The sequence below is a fragment of the Candidatus Kryptonium sp. genome (assembly GCA_025060635.1).
Lineage (GTDB): Bacteria > Bacteroidota > Ignavibacteria > Kryptoniales > Kryptoniaceae > Kryptonium.
In genome coordinates, this window is record JANXBN010000003.1 from 39,427 (window position 1) to 54,332 (window position 14,906).

Consider the following 14,906-nt stretch of genomic DNA (forward strand, 5'->3'; position numbering starts at 1 on the left):
GACAATAGACAAAAAAATTAAAGGCTTCTGAAAACTATGAAAAAATTTTTAATCCTATTCTTCGCACTTGTGTATTTTGCTTTTTCACAAACTGTTCCTGTGACATTTTACTATAAACCGCAAACGCCGGTTAATGCCGTTTTTCTTGCCGGTTCATTCAACAATTGGGGAAATAATGTCAATGGAATTGTTTCTGATACGAGATTTAGAATGAATTATGATCCAGCAAGTGGTGTCTGGTATAAGGTTGAAAATCTCGGTATAGGGACGCATGAATATAAATTTGTTGAAGATAGAAACAACGATGGCAGAGGCGAAACTTGGATAACCGATCCGAATAATCCGAGGATAAATTACGCAAATTATAACAATTCAATAATCATCGTCACTGACCCGATGGTTTTTCATCTTCTGCCAAAGCATGGAACCATAACGAACCGCGATCAACCTGAAATATCTGCTTATATTTTTTATTCATCTGGCACTGTTATTTCTGAAATAAATCTTTACATAGATGGAAACCTTGTCCCAAACGGGATTGCATATTTCAATCCGGGGAATCAAAGGTTTTCGTATGTTCCAGCTCAACCGCTTTCCAATGGACCGCATTTCATACGACTTGAAGTTAGGACGACCACAGGTAGAGTTGGATCAGATACTTCTCGCTTCACGGTTGATGTGACTTACAGAGTTTATCAAGCGGAATATGAGTTTATATTTGATCCGAGAAGTTCAAGAAATAGTTATAGAAATATCACATCTGTGACCTTGCGCGGGGAATTCAACGCTTGGGGCGAAGATCCGATGCAGTATGATTCTTTGCGCGGTGTTTGGACGAAAACTTTGAGATTGGTTGAGGGGGAGTATGAGTATAAGTTTTATTTGAATAATTCAATCTGGACAGCTGACCCTGATAATCCAGTGACGAGAGGAACTTACGGGAATTCAGTTGCGAATGTGAGAAGAATTTTGAAGCCGTATTTTATCGTTTCAAATCCGCCAAACGGCAGGATTTATCCTGATACAACCAGAACCATAAATATAACTGCTAAAGTTTTTGACAGCTCAAGGGAAAAGGGGATAAATCCAAGCAGTGTGAAGGTTTATCTTAATGGAAATTTAATTCCATCAAACTACGATGCGACGAACAAAATAGTCACAGCGCAAGTTCAAAATTTAACTGTTGGAAGACATGAATTAAAATTTGAAGCATCAGATAACGAAGGCAATCTTGGTGTTACTTACTCATCTTTTGGAATTTATCCATCTGGTTCAGGTTTTAGATATGTTGATAACACTGGTGATGATGTTGGAGATGGTGATTATATTTATCCAAATGGTTTCAGCCCGAGCTCGTGTGATATAAAAGAATTCAGAGCATATGCAAATCCAACGAGAGATACGATCTTCTTTGAAATAGGTATAAAAGACATAACGAGAAACACCGCGGTTGTTCTATTGATAAATAGCTCAATAGACAATTTCATTCCAGATCCATTTTCAGCAGAAGTTAGGATTCCCGATTTTAGCGATCGCGGAATTTATGTTATCCTTGCTCCCGGCGTCAATAGACCACAACTTAATGCGATTTATACAAAAGCATCGCCTTTGACAAAGGTTAGAAATATAACTTACAACCCGAACGCTTTAGCTTCCGATACGATCAAGTTTTTCTTTACCCTTAATGAACTCGTAAATTATCTTGGCTCATTCAGTTCAAAATTTTATTACAGCATTTACTCTTTCTTGGTTGATACACTTGGAAATCCTGTTAAGATCACATCCGCAAACGGTGGGAATGATCAGCCAGGGAATCCGAAAGTTTTTGATCTTGCTTTCGTAGATGACGCTGTACAGCGAAAAATTTTAAGTTATTATGTCGTTGGTTCATCTCCAATCCTTGCAACAATAGATAACGAAGGGCGTGGCTTTGCCGGGATAACACCAGCTCAGATTGGAATTGATATGGCTGGAGTTCCAATTGTCACTATCACAACTCAACCAAGGAGGACAAGAAAATCAGCAATTACGATCCGCGGCGAAATCAAACATCAAGATGGAAGACCAGCAACAGAAGTCAGCTATGTTGAAATAATAGTAAATGGAGTAGCGGGCGTTTACGGAGCTTCTAATGGAAGATTTTCAGCTAATGTTAATCTTGCAAATGGAGATAACATAATTCAAGCGAAGGCGACTATTCCAAATACTGGAAAGGTTGGATACTCAAATAGGGTTAACATTCATAAAATCGTTGATGTTAAACCAGTTGCAAAAATTAAATTTGTGTTAAGTGGTTCTAATATAATCCTTGATGCTTCAGAGAGCACCGATCCTAATTCTGATCCATTGACATTTGTATGGTTTGCTGATTCAACTAATCCAGAACTAATTTCCGGCATTAATGGTTCTACTTCTTCAACCATTACGATACAAAAACCGTCAAGATCGGGTGAGTATTATTTTACATTAATTGCTCGTGATCCATCTGGAAATGCTGATACAGCGAGGAATTACTTTGAAATAAAACCCGATGGAACAGTTTATTTCCCCGGATATGCGGATAATCCATCTTGGGTTAAAAATGCGAGGATTTATCTTATCTTTCTTCACTCGTTCACACCTGAAGGAACTATAAAGGCAGCAACTCGTCGGCTTGATTATGTGAAGTCAATGGGTTACAATGTCATTTGGCTTATGCCGATTATGTTGAATCAATATACAATTGACGCAGTTGGCGCTGGATACGGAATCGTTGATTTCTATCAGATAGCCCCAGAATATGGAACAATGGATGATTTCAAAGAATTTTTAAACAAAGCTCATTCGCTTGGGATAAAAGTTATACTTGATATAACACCAAACCATGTCGCTGATGGACATCCTTGGATTCAAAGCATAAGAAGATACAAAGAAGATTCACCATACTGGGATTTTGTTCAGCACACAATTTTTGCCCACGGCGAGGAATTACCTCAATCTTATGCGCCTGATTCAGCTTATGTTCGCTATGCTGATTGGTCTCTTGCGAATTTGAATTGGGCAGATATTGATTTGAGAAGTTATATGATTGATATGCTAAAATGGTGGGTCAAAGATGTTGGCGTTGATGGATTTAGATTTGATGTCTATTGGGGTCCTCAAAGAAGATATGGCGAAGCAAACTTTGGAATACCAATTAGAAATACTTTAAAGCGTGTTAAACCCGATATTTTGCTCCTTGCGGAGGCAGCTGGAACTGGTATGGGAACCGAGATAATATACGCAGATAGAGGCGGTGGAGTTGACGCTGCCTACGATAGAAATATGTGGAATGTCTTCAGAAACATTTATTCCTTGAGCTTGGATGAAATAAACAACCGAGTCACAAATTATGGCTATTACCCAGGACCGAACGCTCAATTCTTGCGTTATATGGAAAATCAAGATGAAACAAGAATTGCGTTAGTTTATCAAACTGATTTAAGAAGGACGAAACCATTAGCGACAATTCTTTTTACAGCCCCAGGAATACCACTTGTCTATGCTGGTCAAGAAGTTGGCTTTGGAAATGGGATGGGTGAATTTGAAGGCAGAAGATTTAAAATCAACTGGAACGATCCAGATAGGGAACTTTTACAAACACATTATCAGCGACTTGCTTTAATAAGAGACAGATTTCCAGCTTTCAGAAGCAGAGAACATCAAATGATCAATAGCGGTGACTCGCGAGTCTATGCATATGTCAAGAGATACGAAAACCAAAACGGATTGGTCGTAGTAAATCTCTCTGGTGAAACTAAAAATGTTACTTTGAATGTAAGAGATTTTGTAGCATTTACTGGTGGAGTGAATCCTAATCAAAATTACTACCTCAATGACTTATTCACGAATAGTTATACATTGGTTAGTGGAAACAACTTGCAGAATATAAATGTATCGCTTGAGCCGTATGGTTCAGCTGTCTTCACAATATCCACGAGTCGGGATACCATTTCTTTGCCACCGATCGTTTCTGTTAAAAATGGATTCGGGGAAGTTCCTTCATACTTTAGGCTTTATCAAAACTATCCAAATCCATTTAATCCAACGACATTTATTGAATTTGACCTACCGAGGAAAGCAAATGTCAAACTTGTTGTATACGATGCCTTGGGTCGTGAGATAAAAGTTTTAGTTGATGGAGAACTTGAAGCGGGAAGACATAGAATTAGATTTGATTCCAATGGTTTGCCATCAGGTGTTTACTTCTATCGTCTGCTTTACGATGGAGTTAGCGAAACGAGAAAAATGGTCTTGTTGAAGTAAGTATTTTATCCCCGATAAAAATTGACAGTTCTAAATGAATGGGAAGCCCTTTGTGGGTTTCCCTGCTTTTCAAATGTAAAGATCAAGAAGTTTGCTCCAAAGATTTAAATCCCCGAATAATTGTTATTGCAAATTGAAAAAACAAAAACCACCAATTGCACTTTAACAAGCGACACAAATCTGAAAAATAAAAAACATTTCGCCGTATGCTCTATTTCCTTTTACTTATTTTCTCAACGCTTTCATTGTTTTCCCAGCCGAAATTTGAAAATGGTTTTGTCGTATTTAACCTTTATGCGCCAGATGCTAAATCTGTTGCTGTTGCAGGAGATTTCAATGGATGGAAAAGAGATGATTTCTTAACAAAAGATGAAAATGGTTTTTGGAAAGGGAGATTTAAAATTAAGCCTGGTCTCTATCAGTATAAGTTCATAGTTGATGGCAAATGGATTTTGGATCCAAACAATCCTGTGAAAGTTGAAAATTTTAACAGGACTGACTTCAACTCTGTTTTTGTGTTGTCTTACGATTGGAAAATTTTGTTTCAAACTGAACCTGACGCAAGACCGAACCCACAAGATGTTTATCCTAAAACGAATAAAATCTATTTGAACATAATTTGGCATCAACACCAACCATCATATCTTGACCCCGAGAAAGATGAACTTCAAGGTCCCTGGGTTAGAACACACGGGACGAAAGATTACTACGATATGGCAAGTTTACTTGAAGAATATCCGGATGTCCATGTAACGATAAACTTAACATCGTCGTTGCTGTATCAATTGAACGAATACTATGTTAAGAGACTAAAACCATACTTTGACCCGAGGAGAAATAGAATTGATGCTGTGCGGTATTTTAAAGATGGGGTAAAAACTGATCCTTGGATTGATTTGATGTTAAAAGATACGAAAAATTTTACAGAGAATGATCTTGGCTATGTTTACAAAAACTCGTGGAGCTGTTTCAGCGTAAGCGAAGTCGTAATGAGTAGATTTCCCGAATACGAGCAATTGAAAAATAAAGATCCGAAAACTTACACAGTTGACGATATCAGGAAGATCAAATTTTTCTTCTATCTTTCAAATTTTGATCCTGATTTTTTAAATAGAAAGGTGAAACTTGCAAACGGATACGAAGTTGACTTGACAGATCTCGTGGAGAAAAGGGAAGGGAAATACTATCTCAAAAAAGAGATAACTGAGGACGACTGCAACAGAATAGTAGCTGAGACATACAAAATCTTATCAGCAGTGATACCAGTCCATAAAAAATTGATGTATGATCCAGTCAAACGAACTGGACAGATTGAGGTCATAACGACACCTTTTTATCATCCGATCTTGCCGTTGATTTACAATTCCGATATCGCGAAAGTTTGTCAGCCAAATGATAAACTTCCGGAGAGATTTAGCTATCCAGAAGACGCAGATGCTCAAGTCAAAAAATCAATTTCGTATTATGAAAAAATCTTCGGTAGGAAACCTTTCGGTATGTGGCCAGCTGAAGGTTCAGTTTCCGAGCAAGTTGTATCTGTCTTTGTAAGAAATGGAATAAAATGGATCGCAACTGATGAGAAGGTTCTTCAGAAGTCAAAACCTAACGATCAACCACCATATTATCCATATTTTGTTGATGAGGACAGCGCTATTGGGAAGAAAGATGAATCTAAATCGTTATTAATCGTTTTCAGAGACACCCGCTTATCAGATGCGGTTGGATTTACTTACCAAAACTATGACCCTGAAGTAGCAGCGGACGATTTTATAAGATATGTTTTAAGCTTTGCACCAAGTGATCCAAACGAGGAAAGATTGATTTCAGTTATCCTTGACGGAGAAAATGCCTGGGAATGGTATAGAAAAGATGAGGATGGGAAGGAGTTTTTAAGAGCACTTTACAGGAAATTAAGTAAATTATACAAAGAAGGACAAATTATCACTGTCACGATGAGCGAATGGATATTTGGAAACCCAAATCGTGGAATAAAACCACATAAAATTACTTCGCATCAAGAGCTTGAGCCACTTTGGCCTGGTAGCTGGATCAATGCAAATTTTGACACTTGGATCGGAGAGGAAGAAGAAAATTTTGCGTGGGAATATCTTTTGAAAGTGAGAAGAGATATTCAAAGATTGAAAATTCCGCAACCGAATCCATTTGCAAGTGTACCACAATTCGGAACTAAAAAGTATTACGAATATAGAGCTTGGGAATCGCTTTACTCCGCAGAAGGTAGTGATTGGTTTTGGTGGTATGGAGGAGATCAAACTGCTTTAGGTGGCGATGATCCATTTGATGTCGGATTTAGAACACATCTTATCAATGTGTATAAATTTTTGAAAAAAGCAGGCTATAAAGTTGAAATTCCCGATTTTCTATCAAAGCCAATTTTGAAGGACAAAAGATGAGATGGAACTTCTTATTAATTTTCGTTGCGATTTTCATACTTGTATCATGCTCAAATGAGGACGCTGGGAAAATTAGAATAGTTATTTGGCATCAGAAGCCTCCGGGCGAAAGAGATATACTTGAGCAAGCAATAAAGCGCTATATGGAAACTCATCCGAATGTAAAGATTATAGCTCTTTACAAGGAAACGGAAGAATTACGATCTGCTTACATTATCTCTGCAATTGCTGGCAAAGGACCTGATTTGGTCTATGGACCAAGCGATCAAGTTGGACCTTTTGAACTTCTTAAAATTATAAGACCACTTGAGGAAATTTTTGACACAAGTTTTCTAAATCAGTTTGATCCAAGGGGCTTGTTGTGGTATAAGGGACATTTATATCAAATCGGGGATCAAATTGGAAATCATCTTTTTCTTTTGTACAACAAGGATCTCGTTAAAAAACCACCTCAAACAATGAATGAATTAATCCAAATTGGAAAGGAGCTGACGAAAGATTTTGATGGTGATGGCAAGATTGATCAATATGGTCTTGTGTGGAATTATACTGAGCCGTTCTTTTTTATTCCGTTTTTAACTGGCTTTGGTGGTTGGATCATGGACTCCTTAGGAAACCCGACATTGGACACTGAAGCAACGGTAAAAGCTCTTAAGCTCGTGCGCGATTTAAGGGATGTGCACAAAATTATACCTCGTGAGTGTGATTACAACACTGCCGATGCTTTGTTCAAGGAAGGTAGAGCTGGAATGCTTATAAACGGACCATGGTCAATCGGTGGATATAAAAAAGCTGGTGTTAACTTTGGGATAACACGAATACCCAAGGTTGATGAAACAGGACTTTGGCCTGCTCCGATGATTTCAATAAAAGGATATTCTATAAATGTAAATGTTGATGAAAAGAAACTACCATATGTCGTTGACCTGTTTAAATATCTCGTCAGCGAGGAAGTCCAACTTGAGCTTACGAAAGCTCTTGGGACAATTCCGACGAATAAAAAAGCTCTTGAAAATGAAGATGTAAAGAAAAATACACTTGTTCAATCTTCGTTATGGCAAGCTGAAGTTGGGAGGCCGATGCCTGTTGTTCCAGAGCTTCGTGCAATTTGGGATTCAATGCGCCCATATTATCAAGCTGTACTTGGTGGCACAATGACGCCAGAAGAAGCAAGCATAGGAATGCAACAACTTGCGATAAAAAAAATTGAAGAGATGAATGAGTAGAAGAACATTATTCATACTTGCCTTTCTTCTTCCAGCGTTGATTATAATGTTCGGAGTTATAGTGTATCCTTTCTTTTATAACATCGTTCTCTCGTTTTCAAATATGAGCCTGCGCCATTTTAGGGATTGGAAGATAATTGGATTCAAGCAATATGTCAAGGTCTTTAGCGAAAATACTTTCTATGTTGTTTTTTTGAAAACATTGATCTGGACATTTGTAAATGTCACTTTCCATGTTATCATCGGTGTTTTTCTTGCTTTAATCTTGAACAGAAAATCAATAAAATTCAAGCCAATTTTTAGGACACTTTTAATTTTACCTTGGGCGATTCCGCAGGTTATAACTGCTTTGACTTGGCGAAGCATGTTTAATTATGAATATGGTGCGATAAATATCTTTATCGCAAAGTATCTTAACATGTCACCAGTTGAATGGCTATTGAGACCTTTTGAAGCGTTCACTGCGTGTATTATAACGAATGTCTGGCTTGGTTTTCCTTTTATGATGGTCGTTGCACTCGGTGGATTACAAAGCATTCCACAAGAACTATACGAAGCAGCGGATATTGATGGAGCATCGGCTTGGCAGAAGTTCAAAAACATAACATTACCATTCTTGAGGCCTGTGATGGCTCCAGCAATCACGCTTGGGATCATTTGGACTTTCAATAATCTCAATATCGTTTGGCTTGTTTCAAATGGAGGTGAACCAAGCGATCAAACACATATACTTGTTTCGTATGTTTATAAAGCAGCATTCAACCTTTATAGATATGGCTACGCAGCTGCTTTGTCAGTTGTGATATTCTTGATCTTGCTTGTCATCGGCATTTACTTCTTGAAGAAAACAAGAGCGGTTGAATCCGTATATTAAAAAGTAAAAATTTGCCTGCGATGATGAATCGGCATAAAATAAAACAAATCCTGCTTGACAGTGCGACATATCTTTTTCTCATAATCTTTACACTTGTGGTTATTTATCCGATTTTAAATGTCATCAGTATTTCACTTAGACCTGCTGATAAACTTTTGTCAACATCTTTGAGAATTATACCTGAAAATGCGACCCTGAACTCATATGTTCAACTTTTCACTTCCACACCATTTTTGAGATGGTTATTTAACTCAACTTTTGTTTCTGCTGTCGTGATGTTAACTGGCGTGACACTTGCATCAACCGCGGGATACGCACTTTCAAGATTTAATTTCTGGGGGAAAAAAGCTGTGATGATCGGGATACTTATCACTCAAATGTTTCCTGCAACGATGTTGTTGCTTCCGCTTTACATCATGCTTATTAAGCTTCATCTTCTCAATAGTTATCTTGGTCTTATGATAGTTTATACATCAACTGCGCTTCCTTTTTGTGTTTGGCAAATGAAGGGATATTATGATACGATCCCTGTAAGTTTGGAGGAAGCTGCACGAATTGATGGATGCAATCAGTTTCAAGCTTTTTACAAGGTCGTTTTCCCACTTGCTCTTCCGGCTTTGGTGATAACTGCTTTGTTTTCTTTCATGTCTGCCTGGGCTGAATATGTTGTAGCTGCTCAAATTTTGCAAGAACCAGAACTTTACACTCTTGCGATCGGGCTAAAGCAATTTGAGTCAAGCATGGCAACTGAATGGGGATTATACGCAGCTGGATCTTTAATTGTAAGCATTCCTGCCGTCTTGCTGTTTCTTATTTTGAGCAGATACCTAATATCTGGTCTAACGCTCGGAAGCGTTAAAGGTTAAAAACAAAATTTTTCAAGCAAGGTATGAAGATAAAAATCAACGGGATAAACATTGACTATAATTTCTACAAAGTTGAAGATTCACCAACCATCGTGTTCGTTCATGGTTTTCCGTTCAATCAAAAAATGTGGAATCCGCAAGTTGAATTTTTAAAAGGAAAGTGTTCAATTTTAACCTATGACGGTCGCGGACTTGGCGAAAGCGAATCAGGTGATGGACAGTTTATGTTTGAAAATTTAGTTGATGATTTTATTGAGTTGTTAAGAAATTTGAAAATTGAGAAAGTAGTTGCTTGTGGTTTGTCAATGGGGGGATATGTCATTTTAAGAGCTTATGAAAAACAACCATCAATGTTTCATGCTTTGATTTTGTGCGACACAAGAGCTGAAGCCGATGGAAATGAGGCAAAATTACGAAGGGCACAAATGCTTCATATTCTCAAATTCCACGGCAAGGAAAAATTCGCCGATGAATTTATAAAAACGGTCCTATCTCCAAAAACTTTTGATGAAAAGAAAGAAATTGTCGCATTTGTTTACGATATGATAACTCAAAACGATGAAATTGGCATCGCAGGAAATCTAATTGCGCTTGCAACAAGAACTGATACAGCACATATACTTGAAAAAATAGATGTCCCAGTTTTAATAGTTGTCGGTGAAGACGACGCCTTGACTCCACCGTCGCTTGCTCAATCACTTCACAGTAAGATAAAGAACAGTCAACTTGTCGTAATTCCATCAGCTGGACATTTAAGCAATGTTGAAAACAGCGAAAAATTTAATGAAGCAATTACGAACTTTTTAAATCGTATTTGTCCAATTTAACATTGTAAAAATTTCGCATTTTGATAACACACAGTGAAGTCAAATTCAATCACCATATTTTTCTCGCATTATCCTTGCGGTTTGAACGATATTTTGAAGCGACGGGATAACTTCTTCCCAATTTCTGGTTTTTAAGCCACAATCAGGATTTATCCATATTAAATTTTTGTCAATAACTTTCACAGATCTTTCTGCTATTTCAAGCATCTCTTCCACCGATGGAACTCTGGGCGAGTGGATGTCGTATACTCCTGGGCCGATCCCATGATCATAGTTAAAGTTTTCAAATGCATTAAGGATCTCTCCTTTGCTTCTTGATGCTTCAATCAAAATAACATCCGAATCCATTGCGTAGATGTATTCAATGATGTCATTGAATTCAGAGTAACACATATGAGTTTGGATTTGTGTCTCAGGCTTTACAGCTTCATTTGTCAATTTGAATGCTTTAACAGCCCAATCAAGATATTCTTTTTGTTTTGCTTTTTTAAGTGGTAGTCCTTCCCTAAAAGCTGGTTCATCAATTTGGATTACTTTTATTCCCGCCTTTTCAAGATCAAGGACTTCGTCTCTTAAAGCAAGAGCAATCTGATATGCGATTTCTTTCTTTGGAATGTCTTTTCTATAAAACGACCAATTTAGAATTGTAACGGGACCTGTTAGCATCCCTTTAACTGGTTTTGATGTCAAAGATTGCGCGTATGATATTTCTTTCACTGTCATTGGTTCAGGTCTTGACACATCACCATATATTATTGGTGGACGAACATACCTTGTGCCGTACGATTGAACCCATCCATTTTTGGTGAAGGCGAAACCTTTCATCTTTTGACCGAAGAATTCAACCATGTCAGACCTCTCAAATTCGCCATGGACTAAGACATCTAATCCAATTTTTTCTTGAATTTCAATTGCATTTTTAATTTGCTCTTTGATGAAATTTTCGTATTCCTCTTTTGAAATTTTGCCAGTGTTGAAATCTGCTCTCGCTTTTCTTACTTCTTTTGTCTGCGGGAAGCTTCCTATAGTCGTGGTTGGAAACTTTGGAAGCCCAAGAAGTGAAACTTGTTTTTTGTATCTTTCGGTGAATGGAGTTTTTCTTCCGATTTCCTCTTCATTTATTTGAGATACCTTTCTTCTAACTTCCTCATCTCTAAATTCATCTATCAACATTTGAAGGTTTTGTTGCGGGATGGGATAATTTTCATTGAAAATTTTTTTTAGAATCTTAAGCTCGTCAAGTCGTTCGTTTGCAAACGAAAGCAATTGAATTAACCTGTCATCAAGATGTCCCTTTTCAGGTTCAAGCGAGATAGGAAGATGAAAAAGCGGTGATGAATTTGAGAGAATTAATCTATCCTCACTTACAAACTTAGTTAATTCGTTTATGAAGTTAACAGTTTTTTGAAAATCAATTTTCCAAGGATCACGCCCCGAGATGACCCCAGCTATAAGTTTCTTATCTGTGGGGAAACCGTGCTTTTTTATATTCTCAAAGTTTTCATCGTTTACAGTGAAATCAAACCCAATTCCGTGGACTGGAAGCTCAAAAGCAACTTTTTCGTAGTTAGACAAGCTTTCATAATAAGTATGCACAAAAATTTCAATCTGCTTAAGTCCGTCTGTCAAAATTTTATATGACTCAATTAGAATCTCAATATCATTGTCGCTTAAGTCAAGCACAAGAGCTGGCTCATCAAGTTGGATTGTTTTGACACCGTTTGTTTCAAGCTCTTTTAAAATTTGGTTATAAATTTTTGATGCAGAGAAAACAAGATCTTTGAATTTATCGCTCTCGTATGCTCTTATCATTTGAGTTAAAAGCGTTCCTTCTTGCTTTTGTGGTATTTTGCCAAGCCAGATATATGTAAATGGGCCGATTAAAACTGGCTTCGTTTCAATGCCAAGTTTCTCTTTCGCAAACCTGTATGATTCAAGTGGGCGATTTTTTAAAAGTTTAAACTCTGCTTCAAATTCTGGAACGATGTAGTGATAGTTTGTATCAAACCACTTCGTCATCTCACAGGCAATTGCGGTTTTACTGCCACGAGCCATAGCAAAGTATGTGTCAAGATCTAAAGTTTCACCGAACCTCTTCGGAACGACGCCAAGCATGGTTGATATGTCAAGTATGAAATCATAAAGTGAAAAGTCATTTGATGGAATGTAATCAAGTTCTGCATCCTTCAATATGGACAGACGCTGTAGTTGAATTTTTTCAGCTTCTGTGTAAAGTTGTTCTCTTGTGATTTCTCCAGCCCAGTAGCTTTCCACAATTTTTTTAAGTTCTCTGTTCGGTCCTATTTTGGGATATCCGAAAGCGGTCGTCTTTATTGCCATAGTTTTTTAGCTTTGTTTTTGAAGCTTGCTGAAATTATACAAAAAAGAAACTGCTTTTGCAAAAGTTTTGTCTTCTTGCTTTTAATCCTTTCAAAAGTTATATTACTAAAAAACCAATTTTTACTTGCCTATGATTGAGGATATAAGCTTTCTCAGAAATGTTTCAATCTTTGAAGAACTTCCCGAGAGAGATCTTGAGAAGATAGCAAATCTCGGGACAAGAAAGACATTTTCAAAGGGAAATGTGATTTTGATGGAAGACGAGATCGGAAGCGCGCTTTTCATAATAATTAACGGCAAGGTGAAGGTCTCAAGATTGGATGAAACAGGCAGAGAAGTTATACTTTCAATTCTTGGTCCGGGCGAGGTTTTTGGTGAAATGTCCCTTCTTGATGGAATGAAACGCTCAGCAACTGTTTCAGCTCTTACTGATACCGAGGTTTTGATAATCTATAGAGATGATTTTTTAAATTTGTTGAGTAAATATCCGCAAATTGCAATTTCGCTGTTGAGGGAACTTGCACAAAGATTAAGGAAAGCTGATATGCAAATAAAGAGTTTATCCCTGAAGGACGCCGAGGGGAGAATAGGTTGTGTTTTAATTATGCTTGCTGATGATCTTGGAAAAATGTACAAGGGGAAAGTGATCGTTGAAGAAATCCCAACCCAACAAGATCTCGCAAATATGGCGGGGACATCAAGAGAAACTGTGTCAAGAATTTTATCAAAATTTGAAAAACAAGGGCTCATCAAAGTTGAGGGTAGAACTCTTATGATCCTTGAATATGAAAAAATGAAGAAAATGTTTAAGTGAGAGTTGACCTGCATTTACATACATATTACTCCGACGGTGTTTATTCGCCATCAGAAGTCGTAATGAAGGCAAAAGAGAACGGTCTTGATGTAATCAGCATAGTTGATCACGATACAACCGACGGTCTTGAAGAAGCAATTGAAACAGGAAAAGAAATTGGGGTTGAAGTAATACCTGGAATTGAATTAAGCTCAAGCATAAACGGGACAGATATACATATACTCGGATATTTTATAAATTGGCGTGATGAGAATTTTCAAGTTTACCTAAAAGTATTTCGTGAGTTGAGGTCTCTAAGAGCCAAAAGAATTATAGAAAAACTTAACGCTCTTGGTATATCTCTGAAATTTGAAAATGTTGCTGAAATTGCTAAATACTCGCCCATAAGTAGAGTTCACATAGCAAGTGCTCTCGTTAGATATGGGTTTGTTAATGATTTCCATGAAGCGTTTAGTAAATACCTGAATCCCGGATGCCCTGCTTATGAAAAAAATATAGATCTTTCACCGAGGAAAGCAATCAAGTTAATCGCTGATGTTGGGGGATTGTCTTTTATTGCACATCCTGCAAAGTTTATTAGTGAAAATGATCTTGCAAGTTTGATTGAACTTGGAATTGATGGAATTGAAGTCATCCACCCATCACATAATGAGGAACTTGTTAGATATTATCGTTCCATTGCTAATGAATACTTTTTACTTGAAAGCGGGGGTTCCGATTTCCACGGCGGATTAAGGCAAGATGAACGCTGTATTGGAGCCTACACAGTGCCGTATAAATTCGTTGAAACAATGAAACAAAGGTTAAATTTAAAATAAAACGAAGATTTGTAAATGAAAATTTTTGAAGGAAAACTTATAGCGCAAGGATTGAAATTTGGCATCGTTGTTAGCAGATTTAATGAACTCATAACTTCAAAACTGCTTGATGGCGCTCTTGATTGTCTTAGACGCCATGGAGCAAATGACGAAGATATAGAAGTTTTTTATTGTCCTGGTTCATTTGAGATCCCACTTGTTGCTAAGAAAATCGCTCAAACCGGAAAATATAATGCTATAATCTGTCTCGGCGCTGTAATTCGTGGAGAAACCCCACATTTTGATTATATCGCTTCAGAAGTTTCAAAAGGTGTAGCTCAAGTCCAACTTGAAACAGGTATACCTCTTGCATTTGGAGTTATCACAACCGATGATGTTGAACAAGCACTTAACAGAGCAGGAGTGAAAGTCGGAAACAAAGGATGGGACGCAGCTCTAAGCGC

10 protein-coding genes are annotated in these 14,906 nt (G+C 37.4%); 9 read left to right on the top strand and 1 reads right to left on the bottom strand.

What is annotated here, in order from left to right:
- The first annotated feature begins 36 nt into the window (after nt 1-36).
- The 6 genes from NZ923_06015 (at nt 37) to NZ923_06040 (ending at nt 10,491) form a co-directional block, all read left to right on the top strand.
- The gene (locus NZ923_06015; GenBank protein MCS7229575.1) at nt 37-4,284 is read left to right on the top strand and encodes an alpha-amylase family glycosyl hydrolase; all 4,248 of its coding nucleotides are present in this window, start codon (nt 37-39) and stop codon (nt 4,282-4,284) included.
- Between the two features lie 206 nt (nt 4,285-4,490).
- Nucleotides 4,491-6,698, top strand: coding sequence for a hypothetical protein (locus NZ923_06020; GenBank protein ID MCS7229576.1), 2,208 nt, complete (start codon nt 4,491-4,493; stop codon nt 6,696-6,698).
- Nucleotides 6,695-7,924, top strand: a complete 1,230-nt coding sequence (locus NZ923_06025; protein ID MCS7229577.1) for an extracellular solute-binding protein — start codon at nt 6,695-6,697, stop codon at nt 7,922-7,924. Before NZ923_06020 ends, NZ923_06025 begins: the two co-directional genes overlap by 4 nt.
- A complete protein-coding gene (locus tag NZ923_06030; protein MCS7229578.1) occupies nt 7,917-8,798 on the top strand; it encodes a sugar ABC transporter permease in 882 nt (293 codons plus the stop codon). Before NZ923_06025 ends, NZ923_06030 begins: the two co-directional genes overlap by 8 nt.
- A gap of 23 nt (nt 8,799-8,821) precedes the next feature.
- On the top strand, nt 8,822-9,664 hold the full coding sequence (locus NZ923_06035) for a sugar ABC transporter permease (GenBank protein MCS7229579.1): 843 nt from the start codon (nt 8,822-8,824) through the stop codon (nt 9,662-9,664).
- Between the two features lie 23 nt (nt 9,665-9,687).
- Nucleotides 9,688-10,491: an alpha/beta hydrolase gene (locus tag NZ923_06040; GenBank protein MCS7229580.1), complete on the top strand. Its 804-nt coding sequence runs from the start codon at nt 9,688-9,690 to the stop codon at nt 10,489-10,491.
- Nucleotides 10,492-10,536: 45 nt separating this feature from the next.
- Here the strand turns inward: NZ923_06040 and metE are convergent, their stop codons facing one another.
- The gene (gene metE, locus NZ923_06045; protein MCS7229581.1) at nt 10,537-12,831 is read right to left on the bottom strand and encodes a 5-methyltetrahydropteroyltriglutamate--homocysteine S-methyltransferase; all 2,295 of its coding nucleotides are present in this window, start codon (nt 12,829-12,831) and stop codon (nt 10,537-10,539) included.
- A 130-nt stretch (nt 12,832-12,961) separates the two neighbouring features.
- Between metE and NZ923_06050 the strand changes: the two genes are divergently transcribed.
- The 3 genes from NZ923_06050 to ribE all read left to right on the top strand — a co-directional run.
- Nucleotides 12,962-13,645, top strand: coding sequence for a Crp/Fnr family transcriptional regulator (locus NZ923_06050; GenBank protein MCS7229582.1), 684 nt, complete (start codon nt 12,962-12,964; stop codon nt 13,643-13,645).
- Complete coding sequence (locus NZ923_06055; protein MCS7229583.1) at nt 13,642-14,463, top strand: PHP domain-containing protein; 822 nt, start codon at nt 13,642-13,644, stop codon at nt 14,461-14,463. Before NZ923_06050 ends, NZ923_06055 begins: the two co-directional genes overlap by 4 nt.
- Before the next feature lie 15 nt (nt 14,464-14,478).
- Nucleotides 14,479-14,906: 6,7-dimethyl-8-ribityllumazine synthase (gene ribE / locus NZ923_06060; GenBank protein MCS7229584.1), on the top strand; the 428-nt coding region annotated here is incomplete at its 3' end.

What these genes read in the sequence shown, in the direction of transcription:
- NZ923_06035 (MCS7229579.1), top strand. Translation starts at nt 8,822, where the DNA reads ATGAATCGGCATAAAATAAAACAAATCCTGCTTGACAGTGCGACATAT.
- NZ923_06050 (MCS7229582.1), top strand. Translation starts at nt 12,962, where the DNA reads ATGATTGAGGATATAAGCTTTCTCAGAAATGTTTCAATCTTTGAAGAA.
- metE (MCS7229581.1), bottom strand. Translation starts at nt 12,831, where the DNA reads ATGGCAATAAAGACGACCGCTTTCGGATATCCCAAAATAGGACCGAAC.
- NZ923_06020 (MCS7229576.1), top strand. Translation starts at nt 4,491, where the DNA reads ATGCTCTATTTCCTTTTACTTATTTTCTCAACGCTTTCATTGTTTTCC.
- NZ923_06040 (MCS7229580.1), top strand. Translation starts at nt 9,688, where the DNA reads ATGAAGATAAAAATCAACGGGATAAACATTGACTATAATTTCTACAAA.
- NZ923_06030 (MCS7229578.1), top strand. Translation starts at nt 7,917, where the DNA reads ATGAGTAGAAGAACATTATTCATACTTGCCTTTCTTCTTCCAGCGTTG.
- NZ923_06025 (MCS7229577.1), top strand. Translation starts at nt 6,695, where the DNA reads ATGAGATGGAACTTCTTATTAATTTTCGTTGCGATTTTCATACTTGTA.
- NZ923_06015 (MCS7229575.1), top strand. Translation starts at nt 37, where the DNA reads ATGAAAAAATTTTTAATCCTATTCTTCGCACTTGTGTATTTTGCTTTT.